This is a genomic window from Winogradskyella bathintestinalis (genome assembly GCF_030407435.1).
Lineage (GTDB): Bacteria > Bacteroidota > Bacteroidia > Flavobacteriales > Flavobacteriaceae > Winogradskyella > Winogradskyella bathintestinalis.
This window is the reverse complement of sequence record NZ_JASDDK010000002.1, coordinates 819271-839478: the sequence shown is the minus strand read 5'-3', so window position 1 is coordinate 839478 and position 20208 is coordinate 819271. Positions and strand designations below refer to the sequence as shown.

The window sequence follows — 20208 nt, the reverse complement described above, 5'->3', positions numbered from 1 at the left end:
TTGAATAGTATGGATAATTAAATTCCAACGATCTATAATAGTTTTTCCTTTTTTAAAGTTTCTTTAAGTATTTTATGTTTTTCCCAAAATTGCACTTCTATTTTCTCAATAGTTTCGTCGTATCTTGGATGATTCTGCAACTGGTTCAATAGAGGGTCTTCCTTCATAAATAAAAGCACCCAATATTGGAAACCATCTTGTGAACTAAATTTATCGTAGGCTTCTATAGCTTTATCTGGTATATTTTCATAAAGATACAGCATAGCTAAACTTGCCTCTCTGTAAATTGACTCATCTTCTTCCAAATAATCTTTATATTTCTGAATATATTTTTCTGCTTTATTAGGAAGACCCAATTTTTTATAGGTGTAGGCTATTTTTATGTTCTCTGCTGGATACAAGTCAATTTTATCAGTAGTAAGTATACTAATATATTTCTCGTAATAAACCAATGATTTTTCGTAATCTTCCTGAAAATAATATGTTTTGGCTAATTCTTGAGTGATATCAGCGCGAGTAGTATCTTTACGCCACTCTATGAGCATTTTTTTTCTTAAGGATTCTAAATCTTTATTATTCGCATAATCTATAAAATTTTTTAAGTAGGTACTATATTGATTTTTAGGATTATACTTCAGAGATTCTTCAATGTATTTTGAAGCCTCTTTAGCAAACCCATTTTGGACTAATGCATTACTCAGGTTTAGATAGATAAAACTTTTAGATACACTATCGTTAGCTTCAATATTTAATTTAATTCCTTTTAATGCATAAGTGAGATACTTTTTTGTATCTGGAACAACTCTAGCATAGATATCAGATAAAATTAGCACTACAGAAGAAGCATTTGGATTATAATCTAGTGCTTTTTCCAAGTAAGGTATCGCTAACCTAAATTCGTTTGCGTTTATATAATACAGCGCTTTTGCAATCAAAGATAATTCTGAAGTTGAATCATATAACAAGGAATTGTCTGCGTATTCATTTAATTTGTCTAAATATTTCTTTTCAATTTTATTTACATCTAAATAATAGTAGCAAATTGCAACCTGAGCATAAGCGAGTGCAAATTTCGAGTCGTTTTCTATCGCTTTTTCAAATGAACTTATGGCGGCTTGCAAACCCTCCTCTGTCTTTGTTTGTAGGGCTTCAAGTCCTTTTAAATAATAGTCATATGCTAATACGTTTTCTGTTGGTTTTTTATCTATTTGTTTTAGTTCTGCTGGTGTTACAGTTACTTCGATGGCTTCTGCAATTTTTTTTGCAACTTCGTTTTGTATGGAAAAAATGTCTGCCGTTTTATGGTTGTACTGTTCTGCCCATATCGGAGTATCCATTGAAGCATCAATCAATTGAATATTCAATAAAACTTGATCACCAGCACGTTGCCCACTTCCTTCAATCAAGTAATTGACATTAAGTTCCTGTGCTATTTCTAAGATGGTCTTATCTGTATCTCTATATTTTTCTACAGAGGTTCTGCTTATAACTCGAATATCTTCTATTTTTTGTAGATTATTTAATGTCGACTCCATAAGTCCATTAACAAAATACAGGTTATCAGAATCGCTACTCATATTCTTAAACGGCAATACTGCAATAGATTTCTTAGAGTTAGCATTCTCTTCATCACCGTTCGATACTTCTTTTTTTGGATAAAACGAGAATGCTGCTATCACTAAAACCAAGAAAATTCCAAATAGTATTTGAATTCGGTACTGTTGGAAAAACCCTTTTTCAGCAACTTTAATAGTGTCTTTGTTTTGGTTATCTTCTTCTACCTTTACTCCATCTTGTTCAAATTCTATTTGCTCATCTATTTTTTTTCGGGCTTCGCCTGGCGAATACCCATAATAGTCCTTAAAACATTTAGTGAAATAGGAATTATTACTAAAGCCCACCTGATAAGAAATTTCAGAAATAGTAAGTTCCGTTTCTTCTAAAAGTGTCATCCCTTTTTGGAGTCTGACTTCACGAATAAATTGACTAGCACTACCTTGTGTTTGCTTCTTAATTTTCCGCAACAAATTTGATCTACTCATATTCATGAGTTCAGCCAATTCTGAAACCCCAAATTGCTCATTAGAGATATTCTCTAAAATAAGAGCCTCAGCCTGTTCTATAAATTTTCCTTGATATGAGATTTTAGACATGTTGTTTTATACTAGTACAAATTTAGAAATTTATATTGAACCATTCTATGGTTTTAAGTTTGAAATTCTTTAGCAAAAAAACAGTTGCTTGCGTCATAATTTATACTTCTGCGTCATAATTTTCTACCTCTCATCAAACTTTATACATTAGGCTTCATACACATTATCAGTTGATTAGGGTGGTTTCGCATCTTTGTAGGAACAAAAATCAAGTTATAAATCGTTACAATTTAAAATTATGAAAACACTTACGATTAATTCAATAAAAACGACCATTCAGATGTTATTCTTAACGCTTTTATTAACAAGTTCATGTGCGCAATCTGACAAAAAATCAAACTCAGATAATATTGCTAAAACTACAAAAATTGCAACCAAACCAAGTATAGATATTCACGGAGCTGTACTCACTGGAAACTTAGATGCAGTTAAGCAGCATATTGAAGCTGGGACGGACATTAATCAAAAAGAGGCTATGTCTGGTTCTACACCATTAATGACCGCAGCCACTTTTAATAAACCAGAAATTGCAAAAGTATTGATCAACGCCAAGGCAGATTTGTCTATTGAAAATAATGATGGTGGCACAGCTTTACATACAGCAGCATTCTTTGGACGTATTGAAATTGTACAATTACTTATTGATGCAAAAGCAGATAAATCAGCTCGCAATAATTATGGAGCTACAGCAAGAGAAACTGTAATGGCAGATTTTGCTCAAATGAAACCTATCTATGAAATGCTAATTCAACAATTAAAACCAATGGGGTTTGAATTAGATCTTAATGAATTACAAAAAGCACGTCCTGTTGTAGCAATGATGCTTCAATAAACATACAATACGATGACCACAGAAAGAAGATACGATATTGATTGGTTAAGAGTAATTGCTATAGGCTTATTATTGATTTACCACATAGCTATTATTTTTCAACCTTGGGCCATGTTTATAGGTTTTATAAGAAGCGAAGACGCTTTGGTAGGACTTTGGGAACCTATGACGATGCTCAATGTTTGGAGAATACCTTTGCTATTTTTTGTATCTGGAATGGGTTTATATTTCGCAATGAAAAAAAGAAATTGGAAGCAATTGTTTATAGAGCGAGGTAAACGAATTCTATTGCCCTTTGTGTTTGGAATTTTGGTAATCACTCCATTACACTTTTTAGTTTTTCAGAACTACTATAATATGCCACTGAGCTATTTTCCACATATGGGACACCTATGGTTTTTAGGAAATATTGTGGTCTATGTGATTGTGTTGTTACCTCTTTTTTTCTATCTGAAGAAAAACGAAAATGGAAAATTTGGAATGACCATTTCAAAAGTCATGACCTATGCTTTAGGACCGTTATCTATATCAGCATTTTTTATGTTAGAAATTGGTGTTGTTCAACCACAGTTATTTGAACTGTACGCTGAAACATGGCATGGATTCTTTATGGGTTTTCTTGCGTTCTTTTTTGGTTTTCTTTTCGTATACAGTGGTAGCGCATTCTGGCAAACCGTTTCTAAATGGAAATGGTTATATATAGTCATAGCGTCTGTCTTATTTGCTATTCGTTTCACTAGATTTGAGTCTATATCAAATATGTATATCACCAGCATAGAATCAAATTCTTGGATATTGGGTTTATTTGGAATAGGATATAGTTACTTTAATAAACCAAGTGCCTTACTAAGCTATTTGAGTGCAGCTGTTTATCCAGTTTATATTATTCACATGTTTGTCTTATATGCAGGTGCATTACTCATTCTGCCATTAGATCTTCATCCTATGCTAGAGTTTGTAGGAATTACCCTATTTACGTTTATAGTCTGTTTTCTCATTTATGAATTCATCTTAAAAAGAATTACAATCTTGAGACCTTTATTTGGTTTGAAATGGAAATTTAAAAGCGTCGTACAGAAAGAATTAAAAAGGATTTAGAATCTAACTCAAACTTATCTTTTCACTTAATAATAGTTATCAGTACATCAAAACAATAAAATATAATTCATCAATCAATCATCAATCAAAAAACGAACAATTATGAAATTTTCTAACGTACAATTAGATTTATTTACGCTCATGTACTTTTCCTTTTGAGATAGAGACATAAGCTTTACATTGTGTTATCATTATTTTAAAAGTCTTATTATGAGTTATTTAAAAATAGTATTTCAATTAATAAAAAGCCTATATCCAGTGCTAATCTTATTGCTAATATCTTGTAAGGAAAACTCCGTTTCATTAGCAGATCAACCAACCCTTGCAGATTATTACGAGAATTTTTTGATGCCAAACGTTAAATTTAGGGAAATGGGCACTTCTTCAGACACTTATGGAAAAGACATTTATTTTGAAAACATGGTTTTAACGAGAATGACAACGATCGCACAAAATCGTGAGGCTTATGGTAATGCCATTGAATCATTAAAGAAGCTAAAAGACACATATGCTGAATTACGAAATACAAATGAATAATTCAGAAAAAAATCGTGAGGCTTATGGTAATGCCATTGAATCATTAAAGAAGCTAAAAGACACATATGCTGAATTACGAAATACAAATGAATAATTCAGAAAAAAATCGTGAGGCTTATGGTAATGCCATTGAATCATTAAAGAAGCTAAAAGACACATATGCTGAATTACGAAATACAAATGAATAATTCAGAAAAAAATCGTGAGGCTTATGGTAATGCCATTGAATCATTAAAGAAGCTAAAAGACACATATGCTGAATTACGAAATACAAATGAATAATTCAGAAAAATTTGATATCGAGTGGTAAACATCAATTTAAAAAATCAAAAAACAAACAATTATGAAATTAATTAAAAGTAAAAAAAGGAATTAGACTTGCAATTGGCATAGTTTCAGGAGTATTATTAGGCGTATTAACCTCAAACATAGCTTTGTGGCTTCCCATTGGAATTACCATTGGCGCAGCGTTAGAATACTCAAAAAAAAAATTAATGTATTAACTAAGAATACGAAATAAATCATCAATCAAAAACAAACAATTATGAAATCTATTAAAAAACAAATCTTATCAAGAATGGCTTGTGTAGCCTTTACATTATTATCAAGTATAACCTATGCACAAAACACAAATTCAGAAACAACAACACAAAGGGATGGTTTCATCTTCGAATTCGTAGTAGGTGGTGGCATTATCAGCATAGAAGATAGTGCAGGTATTCAAACCTTTGACAAGGCTCAAGGAACCTTTGTTTTTCCAGATCTAAAGTTTGGCTATATGTTAAACGAAAGACTTGCTATTACTGCCTCTTTACCAGGAAACATCTACGAATTTCAGGACAATGACAGAAATTTTGGAGCATTTATCCCATCTGTACAGTATTGGGTAAAAGATCGTTGGTGGATTCATGGTGGAATTGGATTAGCCATAGACTCACCTGCACTATATGATATTAAAGACAATGTAAATGACGATTGGAATTTTGGTGCCGCTGTTATGGCAAGCACAGGTTATGAGATTTACAAAAAGAAAAATTTTGCGCTCAATATTCAGTCTAAATTGGTGCTTGGTAGTGTGTCTTTAGATGGAGGTGCGGATAGAGATGCCGTAATCTTTAATGTAGGATTAGGGTTCAGCTGGTTATAATGTTGAATTTGACTTAAACACGAATAGAAAACTAATTTTTAATTGAAACATTATGAAACGTACAATAATAATATTAGCGCTAATTATCTTTTCCACGACGATTGGTGTTGCTCAAACAACAAGTGTAGAAAAATCAACATTCGGATTACAAACTGGAGTTTTAGGAATCTGGGCATATAATGAAGCAAAACTATCAAATACTATAGCACTGAGAATTGAACTTGGTTTTGATTTTGGTATTTGGGAATCTACGTTTTACGATGATTATGATTCTCCATTTTTGCTAACACCTGTAATAGTTATGGAGCCAAGATTCTATTACAATCTCAAAAAACGCTCAGAGAACTCAAAACTAATTGAAGGAAATAGTGGCAATTTTATTGCTTTAAAAATGGGTTATCATCCAGAATTGGCGCTGTTCAATACTGACGATGCTCCTGTGGTGAGTGATTTTTCTATCATACCTACTTGGGGAATTAGAAGAAATTTAGGCAAACACTTTAATTATGAAGCAGGTCTTGGTGCCGGATTTAGCTACACATTTGCTAAACGTGCTGGTTATTTAAAGAACAAAAGTGAACTGGAATTAAATATGCACTTGCGAATAGGGTATAGGTTTTAGCAAAAACAATTATGAAAGCAATAAAATGTCTAAAATATGGCGATGTAGATAATCTGGTGCTAGGTAATGTTGAAAAACCAACACCTAAAGCTAATGAAGTACTTATAAAGATACGTGCTACTTCAGTTACCACAAGCGATGTTCTTATTCGGAGATTAAATGAACCTTTGATCTCTAGATTTATACTTCAACTCATATTTGGTTTTGGTCGTCCAAGGAATCCTGTGTTGGGAATGGTATCAGCTGGAATTATTGAGGCTAAAGGCAAGGAGGTGACAATGTTTGAAAATGGTGATGAGGTTTTTGCCTATGGTTCTATCTCGCCTACTAAACGTCGTTTTGGTTCTTACGCAGAATATATTTGTTTACCAGAAGTTTGGAATCTAGCCCTAAAACCTATAGATCTTAGTTTTGAGGAAGCTGCAGCAATCCCTTATGGTGGCTTACTTGCTTCTCACTTATTAAAAAAGACGAGCATAAACAAAGGCGACAATGTTTTAATTTATGGAGCGTCAGGAAGTATAGGTACAATGGCGATACAATTGGCGAAGTATATGGGTGCTCATGTTACAAGTGTATGCAGTAGTCGAAATTTTGAATTAGTAACCTCTTTAGGAAGTGATAAGGTGATTGACTACACAATAGAAAATGCTGAAAAACAATTAGAAACATATAAATATGTGATTGATGCTGTAGGCAATTCGAAATCATCGAAACTAAAAGAAATGAGCAAAAAAGCGTTGACTTTGAATGGCAAATATATATCCATTGATCATGGGACTCCATTAACTCCAAAAGAAGCTTTTTTGAATTTAAAAAGGTTAGCCGAACAAGAGAAACTTAGACCTGTTATTGATAGAGTATATTCTTTAGAAGAAATGGCCGAAGCTCACAAATATGTGGAGATGGGTCATAAAAGAGGAAATGTGGTAATCACTATTTAGTTGGACTATAGATAATCTCAATCCATAAATCATTAATAAAAAAACGAACAGCACATGTTTTTTAAATCACAAGAAGGTAAATCAAAAATTTTAAGTCTTTACAATCAAAAGTTGAATGAGCTGAATATTGAATATTCAGAAAAATTGATACAGAACCAATTTGGGGCTACTAATGTTATAATTACTGGGGACACTAAAAACCCTCCATTAGTGCTGATTCACGGCACAGGTGGTTGTGCACCACAAATTTTAGATTCGTTTCCAAATCTAAGCTCTAAATATTGTGTTTATGCAGTTGATGTCTTAGCCCAACCCACCAAAAGTGCTGAGAATCGATTAGATATGAAATCTTTGGATTATGGCAAATGGTTGGTTGAAGTCATTCAGAAGTTAGACCTTACGGCAGTAACATTGGTTGGGTTTTCATTTGGTGGATTTATTTCTTTAAAGACTTTAGAATTTGATGAAACCCTTATAAAAAAGGCGTACCTCATTGCGCCAGTTTACATCGTAAACGGTAACCCTTTTACAGGATTGTTTAAAATGTTTATGCCCTTAAAGAAATTCACAAAAACGAATAAAAGTAAGTATCTCAAAAAAGTCATGAATGTCCTCTTTAGTGAAGCCGATGATTTTGCTTTTCAATTCATGGGGACTACGTTTCAAAATTGCAACATGGATTTTTCGCCGTTGCCGGTTATTTCAAAAAATTCAGCAAAAGAAATTAATACACCAATTACCATTTTCGCTTCAGAAAAGGATATCCTGTTTCCAGGCAAAAAAATGGTAAAACGCGCCGAAAGAGTTTTTCCGACACTAAGCGAAACAGTATTACTGGAAGGTTCAAAACATGTCCCGAATGCTAAGAATTTTAAAAAAATAGAAGATTTAATTATTGATAAAAACTAACATTGAAATGACACAAGAATTTAAATTTTCAAATTTTCCCAAATCCAATATAATTTCAATAAATGGAATTGAGTTAGAAGTATTTGAAGCAGGTAAAGAAAATATGGGTAATCCAATTGTACTTTGTCATGGCTTTCCCGAACATGCTTTCTCTTGGCGCTATCAAATACCAGCGCTTGTTCAAGCTGGTTATCATGTCATTGTTCCAAATCAAAGAGGATATGGTAATTCATCGCGCCCTAAAGAAGTAACGGCATATGATATAATCCATTTAACAGGTGATTTAGTAGCTTTACTTGATTATTACAACTACAGAGATGCTGTTTTTGTGGGACATGATTGGGGTGCAAATGTAGTCTGGAACTTGGCACTATTACATCCAGATCGTGCCAATAAAATTATAAATCTTGCCTTGCCTTACCAAGAACGAGGTGAAAAACCATGGATTCAATTCATGGAAGAGCTTTTTGGTGAAGAGTTCTATTTTGTTCACTTCAATAAAAAACCCGGAGTGGCAGATGCTGTGTTAGATAACCATGCAGAAAACTTTCTTCATAATTTATTTCGTAAAAATGTACCTCTAGCGCCACCAGAATCAGGAATGTTAATGATGAATCTTGCCAAAGCTGAAAAACCACTTGGTGAGCCTATTTTGAACGACGATGATTTGTCTGTATTTGTGACGGCCTTTAAAAATTCTGGATTTAATGGCGCTATTAATTGGTATAGAAATCTAGACCGAAACTGGCACTTAATAGCAGATATAGACCCAATCATCAAACAGCCTACACTTATGATCTATGGTAATCTAGATATGATTCCAAAATTTGAAAGGCTCCAGGATTTTGTTCCTGATTTGGATATGATTTGTTTGGATTGTGGTCATCATATTCAACAAGAATTACCACAAGAAACTAATCAATCAATTTTAAAATGGTTGACAAAATTTAATGGTTCACAAAGAATTGAAAACAAGAATGGTAATTTATAGAGAGTAGGATGAATTGAAATAAGCAATTTTGAAGGTCTCGCTTTCGCGAAAGCGGAAACTATAATAGGTATGAGTTACTTAAGAAACAGCTTAGAAAACACAGGATTTTAATTCCGAGTTTATAAAGTGTTAGATTTGCTAACTTTAAGTAGAGAGCTGTAGATCTCTGGGCATCAATAAATTAAATATAAAATTAATTAAAATAATAAAATGAAAAAACGATTAAAAATAGTATTAACAATAGGGCTACTTATTGTCTTTCAAGAAATATCGGCACAATCAAAGTTGATTCAATCGAGTGAATTTGAAACTGAAATTATTGATACCGTATATTCAGAGACATTGAAAGAATATCGAGAGTTTTGGGTTAAACTCCCTGAGAATTATAACCCAAATAGTAGTGTAAAATATCCTGTTGTTTATTTGTTAGATGGATTTTCTTTGAAAGAAAATTTAGAAGCAGTTTATGACAATTATTGGGGACATTATTTGCCTCATATGATTCTAATTGGAGTTTCTAACAAAACTGACAGGATACGGGACTTAACTACTTCACAGATTAAAATGAGACGTGGGCAGGCAATGGATAAAGAAACTGGCGGTGCTGAAAACTTTACCCAATTTATTGGAAGAGAATTAATCCCATACATTGACAATAAATATCCCTCTTCGCCTTACCGTACCTTAATTGGCCATTCATATGCAGGACTGTTTACGATACATATGCTGGTTAATCATAAACATCTCTTTCAAAACTATATAGCCATAGATCCAAGTTTGGATTGGGACGACCAAAAATTATTGAAGGAGGCAAAAGAAAAGCTGAGTTCAGAAAGTTATAATGGCAAATCTCTTTATGTGTCTTTAGCAGCAGAACAGCTACACATGTGGGATGAAGAAATAACCATGGAGAATATTATGGACGACACTTCAGAATTCACTTTGTTTGCACGTTCAATCATTGACTTTTCAACTTTTGCGACCTCTCAAAAACAGAGTGGATTAAATTTCTCATGGAAGGTGTACAATGAAGATTTACATGGTACTGTTCCGCTCCCAACGATGAGAGATGGATTGATTTTTCTTTTTAAATGGTACCAGTTTCAATCTCCACAAAAATATAATAATCCTGAAACAAAAGTAGAAGAATTGGTTAAGCTATTGGAAAAACAAGAAGAAATCTATTCAACTCATTTCGGTTATCCCTTCCCTCCAATGATTGAGGAAATGTTTAGTGGCTATGGCTATATGAATTTACAAATGGGGCAACCTGAAAAGGCTTTTATATTTTTCAAATCGAATATTGATTATTATCCCAACAGCGCAAGTGCCTATAATTCAATGGCAGACTATTATGAAGCTCAAAATGATATTACTAATGCACTAAGGTTTGTGCAAAAAGCTGCTGAATTAAGTAATGACGAATACTATAAAAACAGAATTCAAGAACTAAAAAACAAATAACAAAGGCTAATATTTTGTTTAACCCGCATTATGCATTAGAACTTTGTGATGAGAATCAAAAACACAATAAATCAGGATGTTAGATTTGAAAAGCATAGCACCGCTATGGTTAGAGAAGACAACGAAACGAAGTGGCTGATTTGCAGTGTTTTTGGTTCGTAATAGATTTTCTAATTCATAATGCGGGTTTAAGTAATGCCAAAGTAGAAGTCTTATAGGAAACTACCAAGCAATCTGCCACTACTCCTACAATTTATCGTTAGCACTTATTTGAGAAAAAAATGAAACCATTAATAAAATTCATAGAAAAGAATATTTCAGGCAAAAAGGTTTTAGGACTTTTTATCTTGACCAATCTTGTTTACACCTTTATGCTGACTGTTACAATTCCCAAAACAATGAAATTCTCTAACGGAATGAAATTGTTGGATATGATGCCAACGGGATATGATTTGAATTATGTCAATGAATTATTCACTTCGCTTGGAGAAAATGGACGTTTGACGTATCTAACCAATCAAATACCTGTTGATATGATTTACCCACTGCTATTTGGACTTTCTTACTGTCTGCTAATGGGTTATTTCTTGAAAAAATTGAACAAATTAAATTCCCCATATAGTTATCTCTGCATAATACCAATAATTGCCGGAATTACAGATTATTTGGAAAATATCGGGATTATCACAATGCTAAAAATCTATCCCGAATTGAAAGAATCTGCAGTGTATACAACCAATATATTTTCAGTTATAAAAAGCATTTCAACAAGTATAGTTTTTATTGCATTCATAGTAATCTTAATAACACTTGGAATTAAAGTATTAAACAGAAAAAAAAGTGCTAACACCGTATAAAATTAATTGCTTGTATTAGCCAATTTACGAAAGTCCTCGCTGACTTTCTATCTGTGATTTATTTGTTAAATCAGGTGCTTAAACACGCAACTGACCTTATACAAAACCCTTACCAAACATATAAAACAAACTATGAAAAATTTGACATTTGTAATTTTATATATTCTTCTTTCAGGAGTACAAACCACATTTGGACAAAATGAAACAGATATTATAGTAGGAAGTAAGTTCGTTATTAAATCTAATATTTTAGATGAAGAAAGAACCTGTTTAATAAGTCTTCCTGATTCATACAATAATTCATCTGAAGTTGATAAAAAATATCCAGTTATCATATTATTGGATGGATATACTCATTTTAAAACAGCATCTGGAATAGTACATTTTATGAGTTCTAATAGGAATCGAAACAATTTAATGCCTGAAAGTATTATTATAGCCATAGAGAATGTTGACCGAGAACGAGATTTTACAGTTACAAAAATTAAGACCAAACGACCGAATAATATGGGAGGTGGAAGGAATTTTTTGAATTTCATTGAGAAAGAACTAATACCTTATATTGATAAAAAGTATAAGACAGAAGCGTTTAGAACTCTTGTTGGGCACTCTTTAGGAGGACTACTTACACTAAATTCCTATATGGATGAAAATAGCGTATTCAATGCTTACATTTCTATAGACCCAAGTATATGGTGGAATGAGGAGATGATGAAAAACAAAGTTGATTCTATTTCCTCAATATCATTAGATAAAAAACTTTATATCGCTACTGCCAATCAAGGAGAGGCTAATTACGAAAGGAATAAACAAAGACACGACTCTCTCTATACTTTAATAACAAAGAAATCGGATAAACCTCTAAATATCGAAATAGAATATTTTGAAAAAGAAAACCATCGCTCTGTACCATTAGTAGCTTTATACGAAGGGTTAAAATATATTAATCAAGAGGAATGATTTCGAAGCTGGTAATATCAACAAATACGTTTGGTAACACCGTATATAATTTATTGCTGGCTTTTTGCCTACTTGCGAAAGTCTTTGCGGACTTTCTTGGTCGGTAATTAGTTGCTTAAAACACGCAACAAACCATATACAAACACGTTGTGTGCCATTAGGGCAAAACTGTAACAATTAATCTTTTACAGAGTCCGAATTAGTATAAAATAATAAAAATAAATAATCTATGATTGCAAATACAGAACAGAAAAATTTAATTAAGACCGCTAGAATAACTGGCTTATGGTATTTAATGATGGCTATTACAGGAATTCTAGGGTTTATGGTCTTTCATTCTCAAATATTTGTGTCTGGTAATCCTGAACAAACGCTAACAAATTTAGTAGAATTAGAATCTACAGCAAGAATTAGGTTGCTATTAGAATTTGGTATAGTAATTTCTCAGGCTCTTACCGCAGTTTGGTTCTTCAAATTATTTAAAGATAATTATGAATGGGAAGCTTGGACTCTAGGTATATGGGGAATGGTAAATGCTTTAGCCATTATGATAAGTGCAATTTCAATCGCCTCAGCAATAGGTATTGCAAATTCAGAAATAAGTGCTATGGAAGACAAAGTTTTACTAATTCAGGTTTTTCAAAATATTATTTCGAATGCTTGGGGTATTGGTGGCCTATTTTTCGGGTTATGGCTATTTCCAATGGGATACATAGTTATCAAATCTAAAAGGTTGCCTGTTTGGTTAGGAAGAATAATTATTTTAGGTGGTATAGGCTATCTAATTTCTACAGTTATACACTACGCAGGAATTGATTTTAGCTTCAATAGATTTCTAACTCTACCTGCAACCATTGGAGAATTTTGGATGATAGGTTATTTACTAATTTTTGGCATAAGACCTAGCTATAAGTAATTGCTTTGCTCTCCTACTTCTGAAAATCCTCACGAATTTTTAGTTTGGTTTATACTTGCAACGTTAAGTGATTATTCACGAAACTACTCATAGCCGAAATCGTTGTGGGTAATGAGAAAAATTGAACTTTCTTGAATAAAAGTAAACAAAAAATGATTAATAAAAGTTTTGAAAAAGCAAAAGAGCGAAGCAAATTATTAGAAAATGATTTGTATAAGAATCCTCAAAAGTACCGCGTATTAACGGGAGATAGACCTACAGGTAATTTGCATCTTGGACACTATTTTGGCTCAATTATAAACCGATTAAAATTACAAAGCTTAGGAATTGAGACTTATATTTTAATTGCTGATTATCAAGTGTTGACAGATAGAAATGTTTTTAATGAAATTTCAAAATTCACCTATGAACTAACTTTGGACTATTTAGCCTGTGGATTAGACCCTGAAAATTATAAAACTCATATTTTTCCACATAGTCATATTCCTGAATTAAATCAACTAACTATTCCATTTCTGACATTAGTTTCCAGTTCAGAATTAAACAAAAATCCAACTGTTAAAGAAGAAATTACTGCTTCAGGACTGAGAAATATTAATGCAGGAATGTATATCTATCCAGTTCATCAAGCTGCTGACATTTTGTTTTGTAAAAGTAATGTGGTTCCTGTTGGAAAAGACCAATTACCTCATATAGAATTAACTCGGAAAATTGCAAAGCGCTTTAATACCAAATTCAATAAAAATATTTTTACAGAACCAGTTGCACTTTTTACTGATACCCCTACTATTCTTGGGTTAGACGGTATTCAAAAAATGAGCAAAAGTCGCAACAATTCAATTATGATAAAGTCAACAGCTGACGAAACAGCAAAACTAATAAAATCTGCCAAAACTGATTCAAGTCGTTACATATCTTACGACCCCGAAAACAGACCAGAGGTTTCCAACTTACTTAAGTTAGCTTCCTTATGTTCAGATAAAAGTCCATCCGATATTGCTCATAAAATTGGCGACCAAGGATCAGGAAAACTTAAACAGCTAACAGAAGAAGCCATAAACACATATTTTGAGCCTATTAGAAAAAAAAGAATAGAGCTTGAAAAAAATAAAGATTATGTCAGGGATATTTTGCTTAAAGGTATAAGTAAGGCGAGAGAAACAGCGATTGAAACGCTGAGCGAAGTCACTGAAGCAATGAATATGAAAATATAATGGCACCATAAAAAAAAACTACTCATCATGATAAAATCTATAGAAAATAAAAAACAAACCTGGATAACAATATTCTTATTTCTGGGTCTTGTATTTGCTCTTACTTCACCATTCCATTATGCAATAGTTAATTTATATCCATCACGAATATATGTTGGCGCTATCATGTGGTGTCCTGCAATAGCTGCATTTATTACCTTAAAAATAAGAGGTCGTAAGATTTCATCTCTAAATTGGAATTGGGGAAATTGGAAATATATACGAATGTCGTACGTTATCCCAGCCTTATATGGTATAATCACTTATGTGCTTATTTGGATTTTCGGTTTTGGAAATTTAGCCAATAGCGAAGACATTACAGAATGGGGAAAAGAACTTGGCTTATTTGGCATAGGCACTTTAAGCCCAACATCAATAACTATCATAGCTATAATGTTGTTAGCAACTATAGAGGTTATTAGAGCCTCTGCAACAACATTAGGGGAAGAAATTGGATGGCGAGGATTTTTCATCTATGAATTAAGAAAGGTTCTTTCATATACTGGTGTATCAATTTTTAGTGGATTGATTTGGTCTTTTTGGCATTGGCCATTGCTTGTTTACTATAGTAACAATGTCCTATTAGAATTTACAACGTTCACTGTCGTAATTGTTTCTATGTCACTTATTATGACGTATTACACGTTTAAATCTAAAAGCCTATGGCCAGCTGTAATATTTCACGCAGTAAGCAATGTATATATTCAAAAAATATTACCTGAATTAACCATTAAAAATGAAGGAACGGAACATTGGCTTGGCGAAAACGGAATTATGTTTGCAATTGTGACTTGTGTTTTTGGAATTTACTTTTGGAGAAAAGCAATTAAAGAAAAATTATAAATAAAAATACAGTGAGAAATACCGTGTATAATTGCTTGCCAGTTCGCTGCGCTCGTTTCATTGCTAGTTCTAGCCTACTTACGAAAGTCCTCGCTGACTTTCTATCTGCGATTTATTTGTTAAATCAGTTGCTTAAATACATAACGAATCATACACAATCACATTAAAGCCAATATAGACCAACATATGAAAACAAAAATCACAATCTTACTATCAGCACTAATTCTGATTTTGTCATGCCAACCATCAATCGAAGACACTGTTGATTTAAATGTTCAAAATTGGATTCATGGTTCTGAAAACTGTGAAGATAATATTGACCCACCAATTCAGGTCGTTAAGTATAATAGCAATACTTATATTTTACGCCAAAACAAGTGTACAAATTACGAAGCACCTTTTATGTTTCTGTTTTTTGGTGAAAACAAAGCGCTATTAATGGATACTGGAGCTACTCAAGAAGATGATATTTTTCCGATTTATGAAACTGTAAATAGAATTGTTAACGACTGGTCTAAAAAGAATGGAGTGGTCAAATTAATTGTTGCGCATACTCATAAGCATGGAGACCACTTTGCAGGCGATGGACAATTCAAAGGAAAACCGAACACTTCTGTAATAGACCTTGAGGTTAAAGATGTACAAGATTTTTTTAAGATTTCAAACTGGCCCGAAGAAATTGTAGATTATGATTTAGGAAATCGTATGATGAAAATAATACCAATTCCTGGACACCAAGCTTCTTCAATTGCGGTTTATGATACTTCGACTAAAATTCTCTTGACTGGAGACACCTTTTATCCTGGTAGACTATACATAAATGATTGGATTGCTTTTAAAATGAGTATTGAAAGACTTGTAAAATTCACCGACATTAATGAGGTTTCAACCATACTTGGAAATCACATTGAAATGACTCAAACAGCTGGTGTTGATTACCCCATGGGAACTATCTACCAGCCTAAAGAACACCAACTTCCGTTAAGTGTATTCACATTAAAAGAACTTTCAAGTGCTCTAACAAAATTAGGAGATACGCCGACAAAACAAATTCATGATAGCTTTATAATATATCCAGTTAATTAAAAATACTGACACTAACAAAGACGTATACAGCTCACAACTAATTAGATAAATGATATGGAACCACAAAAGAAATACTTTAATATTAAAATACTTGTAGAAATAGCAATTGTATTCCTAACTATATTGAGCATAAAACACCTTGCGGATTATTTCGACGTAATTGGTGCTGGCTCAATAGCAATTTGGTGTGGTATTATAGTTAGTACGATTTTCATGAAACAAAAAAAAATAAACTGGAAAGAGCTTGGGCCTAAGATTCCAAAAGGCACAAAAAATTGGATGATTAATATATTGATAGCACTTGGCACTGTAATACTAGTTTTTTCAATTATGGGACTAATTGTAAAACCAATATTGGAAAGCTTTGGTCTAACGAACCCAGCAGGTGTAGCTGATAGATTTGCCTTTTTTATGGGAAAACCTCTTGTTTTTATAGGTTACCTAATTACAGTTGTTTGGTTTGGTGCAGCCTTAGGTGAAGAATTGTTATTTCGCGGATATTTACTAAATAGATTGGTTGATTGTACTGGAAATAATACATTGGGAATAATTATAGCATTAATTATACATGCTGTAATATTTGGAATGTTACACATTTACCAAGGATTAGCAGGTGTTATTGCCACTGGTTGTATTGCCCTTATATTTGGTTCAGTCTATTTTATAATTAAGCGAAAACTTTTTCCTATAATAATTGCACATGGAATTATTAACTCCTTCAGCCTTATTGGATTATACCTAAATAATGGCGTTGTAAGTTAGAGATAAAGAATTGAATAAAACTTAAGCCAACAAAGATGGATATAAAAAAGAGGAATCCTCTACTGAGACTATCATGAAGAAAGACAATCTTTAAGTCATGAATTCTCTTGTCTTCAATCTGTAAATTTTCTTTTTAGTAATTTATCCAAGCCTCATATATTCCATAGCCTAAATTCTTAAAATTAATAACAAACGCTTATCTCTTCTTATTCGCGCTCATGTATTTCTTTTTTCTATTTTTAAAGAAAATACGTTGCTTTGCTGTTCATATGAGTTTAAGTTATACCAATAAAATATCAAAAACCCGTTTATATTGGCTTTGCCAATTGATGGGCTGGTGCTTGGTGTCAACTTATTGGGCATACACCGTATATACCAGAGATAATTATGGAATTTTTTATACATTTTTAAATTATGTTTTGGATGTGGCAATTGGAATATTCTTAACACATATGTATAGAATGTATGCTTTAAAAGCTAACTGGAGTCAGTTGCCAATTAAAAAGTTACTTATTCGTGTTATTCCAAGTATACTTTTATTAGCGCTTCTATATGTATTAATAAACAACTTAAAATGGTATGCGTATTGGACTTTTATTGCAGGCGAGGATAAAAATTTCTTTGAAGCCATCATGTACTGGGATCCAATTTTACTTACAGGACTGCGACTAATGTCTATTTGGATATTGGCGTATCACTTATATCATTACTATCAAAAAGAAGTGGTTACGGCAAGAGAGAATGCTCAACTTTCCTTAATCGCAAAACAAGCCCAGTTAGATAATTTATCAGCGCAATTGAATCCACATTTCTTATTCAACTCATTAAATTCTATTAAATCATTAGTCATCGAAAACCCAAACGTTGCAAGAAGAGCTATTGATTTATTATCAGATTTGCTGAGGTCATCCTTATATGAAAAAGACAAAGATTTAACACCTATTAAAAATGAATTGGCTTTAGTTTATGATTACATTGAATTAGAAAAGCTGCGTTTTGAGGAACGACTTCAACTAAAAACCAGTATTGAAGAAGGCGTTATTAATTATAAGATTCCTGCGTTAAGTATTCAGTTATTGATAGAAAATGCCATTAAACATGGCATTGATTTAATAGTTGATGGTGGTATTATTTACTTAAAAATTAAAAAGAAGGATAGCCATATTCATATTACAGTTGAGAATCCTGGAATAATTAATCAAAATAAAAGTGTTGGATTAGGTCTCGAAAATTTAAAAAAACGCTTAGAAATTCAATATAAAGGTAAGGCTGTTTTTAGTTTAACAGAGAATGAAAATAACCATGTCTGCGCAGAACTAATAATTCCAATGCATATAAACGATGAAAAGATATAAAACCATAATCATTGATGATGAACGTTTAGCGAGAGAAGAAGTAAAACGTGCACTAGAAAAACATAAAGAGTTTGAAATTATAGCTGAAGCTAGTCATGTAGATGAAGCCATAACTTTAATTGAAGACTTACAACCAGACCTATTGTTTTTAGATATTCATATGCCTGGGAAATCTGGGTTTGATTTATTGGAAGAACTAACCAATGTGCCTGACGTCGTTTTTACAACGGCCTATGATCAATATGCTGTAAAAGCGTTTGAGATGAATGCTTTAGATTATTTGGTAAAGCCTTTAAGAGATGAACGTTTTTCTAAAACTATTGAAAAGGTAAAGGAAGAATTGTCTAATAGGGTAAAATTAGAGCCTACCACCTTACCGATGCATCAAAAGATATTTATAAAAGATGGTGAAAAATGTCATTTTATTCCTCTCACAGATATTTATTTTATTGAATCTTTAGAAAATTATGCACGTCTCTATTTTGGTTCGGATAAAGCAATGATAAAGCGTTCTTTAAATTTATTAGCAGAAAAATTAGACCCTAAAGTCTTTTTCCGTGTGAATCGAAGCCAAATGATTAACATACATTACATCAAAGAGATTCACCCCTACTTCAATAATAAATTACAAATTATGTTAACGACTGGGAAAAAAGTAGAAGTGTCTAGCAGGCAGTCCGTTAAGTTTAAAAACTGGAATAGTTTATAAAGAGAAAATCGCTAAATTTTCTAACGTTCATTGACTTTTTATTACGCTCATGTACTTTTCCTTTTTTGATAGAAACAGACTTCTTTACTTTGTACTATAATTAATTTAAAAGCCATATTATGAAGTATTTAAAAGTAGTATTTAATATAGAAAGAATCGTATATCTAGTGCTAATTTCAGTGTTGATATCTTGTAATGAAAACACTGTTTCAGTAGCAGAACAACCTATCCTATCCGATTATACAGTTGGAGAAAAATGGACTTGGAAATATAAAGGCGTAACCACTGAAGGCGAAGTACGTTCAGAAGGGGAAGACACAAGAGAAATAGTTAATATGAATGGCGGTTTAGGTATGGTGATTGAAAAAGATACGATTCCAGTTTCGGACATTGTAAAGCCAGAAGAAAGCGAAACACCAAGATACAAATGGCCTTTAGAGGTTGGTAAAACGTGGCGATATGAAAAAAATTGGACAAGTCAAGATGGTACCACAGGAACACAAAGTCAAGATGCAAAAGTATTATCCTACAAAGAAGAAACGGTAGACGCTGGTACCTTTATGGCGTACACCATAGAATACAAGGGAACGGTTTCTAATTCTAGAGGATACAACGCACAAACAGATGAAGTTTGGTTGTATGCACCAGAACTAAAAAACTTTATTAAAATGACGCAAACTCAAGACGGCTTTTTATACAATGAAGAGTTAATCAAATATGTATACCCAAATAAGAAATAGTTCTGTTTGCTATCAATTTTCAAACGTAAA

The 20208-nt window shown here is 32.5% G+C and carries 21 protein-coding genes; 20 read left to right on the top strand and 1 reads right to left on the bottom strand.

The annotated features are described in order from the left end of the window. Positions 1-32: 32 nt before the first annotated feature. Positions 33-2153 (bottom strand): helix-turn-helix domain-containing protein, encoded by a 2121-nt coding sequence (locus tag QMA06_RS08605; RefSeq protein ID WP_186844091.1) that lies wholly within the window; start codon positions 2151-2153, stop codon positions 33-35. Between the two features lie 238 nt (positions 2154-2391). On the opposite strand from QMA06_RS08605, the gene QMA06_RS08600 reads away from it, so the two are divergent. From QMA06_RS08600 to QMA06_RS08505, 20 genes are all read left to right on the top strand, one after another. After that, entirely contained in the window at positions 2392-2985 is a 594-nt protein-coding gene (locus QMA06_RS08600) for an ankyrin repeat domain-containing protein (protein WP_290206431.1), read from the top strand. Positions 2986-2997: 12 nt separating this feature from the next. Then, complete coding sequence (locus QMA06_RS08595) at positions 2998-4083, top strand: acyltransferase family protein (RefSeq protein ID WP_186844089.1); 1086 nt, start codon at positions 2998-3000, stop codon at positions 4081-4083. Positions 4084-4293: 210 nt separating this feature from the next. Further along, a complete protein-coding gene (locus tag QMA06_RS08590; RefSeq protein WP_246457472.1) occupies positions 4294-4620 on the top strand; it encodes a hypothetical protein in 327 nt (108 codons plus the stop codon). A gap of 65 nt (positions 4621-4685) precedes the next feature. Next, complete coding sequence (locus QMA06_RS08585) at positions 4686-4808, top strand: hypothetical protein (RefSeq protein ID WP_290206430.1); 123 nt, start codon at positions 4686-4688, stop codon at positions 4806-4808. 356 nt (positions 4809-5164) lie between these two features. Further along, positions 5165-5767: a hypothetical protein gene (locus QMA06_RS08580; RefSeq protein ID WP_186844088.1), complete on the top strand. Its 603-nt coding sequence runs from the start codon at positions 5165-5167 to the stop codon at positions 5765-5767. 52 nt (positions 5768-5819) lie between these two features. Beyond that, complete coding sequence (locus tag QMA06_RS08575) at positions 5820-6389, top strand: hypothetical protein (protein WP_186844087.1); 570 nt, start codon at positions 5820-5822, stop codon at positions 6387-6389. A gap of 11 nt (positions 6390-6400) precedes the next feature. Beyond that, positions 6401-7333: an NAD(P)-dependent alcohol dehydrogenase gene (locus tag QMA06_RS08570; RefSeq protein WP_186844086.1), complete on the top strand. Its 933-nt coding sequence runs from the start codon at positions 6401-6403 to the stop codon at positions 7331-7333. A gap of 54 nt (positions 7334-7387) precedes the next feature. Continuing rightward, positions 7388-8242 carry an alpha/beta fold hydrolase gene (locus tag QMA06_RS08565; protein WP_290206429.1) on the top strand — a complete coding sequence of 285 codons (855 nt, stop codon included), beginning with the start codon at positions 7388-7390 and terminating at the stop codon, positions 8240-8242. Between the two features lie 7 nt (positions 8243-8249). After that, the gene (locus QMA06_RS08560) at positions 8250-9233 is read left to right on the top strand and encodes an alpha/beta fold hydrolase (RefSeq protein WP_186844084.1); all 984 of its coding nucleotides are present in this window, start codon (positions 8250-8252) and stop codon (positions 9231-9233) included. A 210-nt stretch (positions 9234-9443) separates the two neighbouring features. Continuing rightward, positions 9444-10697 (top strand): alpha/beta hydrolase-fold protein, encoded by a 1254-nt coding sequence (locus QMA06_RS08555; RefSeq protein ID WP_290206428.1) that lies wholly within the window; start codon positions 9444-9446, stop codon positions 10695-10697. Between the two features lie 281 nt (positions 10698-10978). Beyond that, entirely contained in the window at positions 10979-11554 is a 576-nt protein-coding gene (locus QMA06_RS08550) for a hypothetical protein (protein WP_186844082.1), read from the top strand. 132 nt (positions 11555-11686) lie between these two features. Beyond that, positions 11687-12514: an alpha/beta hydrolase gene (locus QMA06_RS08545; protein ID WP_186844081.1), complete on the top strand. Its 828-nt coding sequence runs from the start codon at positions 11687-11689 to the stop codon at positions 12512-12514. Between the two features lie 229 nt (positions 12515-12743). After that, positions 12744-13430 carry a DUF4386 domain-containing protein gene (locus tag QMA06_RS08540; protein ID WP_071339919.1) on the top strand — a complete coding sequence of 229 codons (687 nt, stop codon included), beginning with the start codon at positions 12744-12746 and terminating at the stop codon, positions 13428-13430. Positions 13431-13582: 152 nt separating this feature from the next. Continuing rightward, on the top strand, positions 13583-14644 hold the full coding sequence (gene trpS, locus QMA06_RS08535; protein ID WP_186845235.1) for a tryptophan--tRNA ligase: 1062 nt from the start codon (positions 13583-13585) through the stop codon (positions 14642-14644). Between the two features lie 27 nt (positions 14645-14671). After that, the gene (locus QMA06_RS08530; RefSeq protein WP_186844080.1) at positions 14672-15526 is read left to right on the top strand and encodes a CPBP family intramembrane glutamic endopeptidase; all 855 of its coding nucleotides are present in this window, start codon (positions 14672-14674) and stop codon (positions 15524-15526) included. A 186-nt stretch (positions 15527-15712) separates the two neighbouring features. Next, complete coding sequence (locus tag QMA06_RS08525; protein WP_186844079.1) at positions 15713-16612, top strand: MBL fold metallo-hydrolase; 900 nt, start codon at positions 15713-15715, stop codon at positions 16610-16612. A gap of 54 nt (positions 16613-16666) precedes the next feature. After that, positions 16667-17374, top strand: coding sequence for a CPBP family intramembrane glutamic endopeptidase (locus QMA06_RS08520; RefSeq protein ID WP_186844078.1), 708 nt, complete (start codon positions 16667-16669; stop codon positions 17372-17374). A gap of 269 nt (positions 17375-17643) precedes the next feature. Continuing rightward, positions 17644-18729 (top strand): sensor histidine kinase, encoded by a 1086-nt coding sequence (locus tag QMA06_RS08515; protein WP_186844077.1) that lies wholly within the window; start codon positions 17644-17646, stop codon positions 18727-18729. After that, complete coding sequence (locus tag QMA06_RS08510) at positions 18716-19438, top strand: LytR/AlgR family response regulator transcription factor (protein WP_186844076.1); 723 nt, start codon at positions 18716-18718, stop codon at positions 19436-19438. The genes QMA06_RS08515 and QMA06_RS08510 overlap by 14 nt, the downstream gene beginning before the upstream one ends. Positions 19439-19557: 119 nt before the next feature. After that, the gene (locus QMA06_RS08505) at positions 19558-20178 is read left to right on the top strand and encodes a hypothetical protein (protein ID WP_186844075.1); all 621 of its coding nucleotides are present in this window, start codon (positions 19558-19560) and stop codon (positions 20176-20178) included. The last annotated feature ends 30 nt before the right edge of the window (positions 20179-20208 follow it).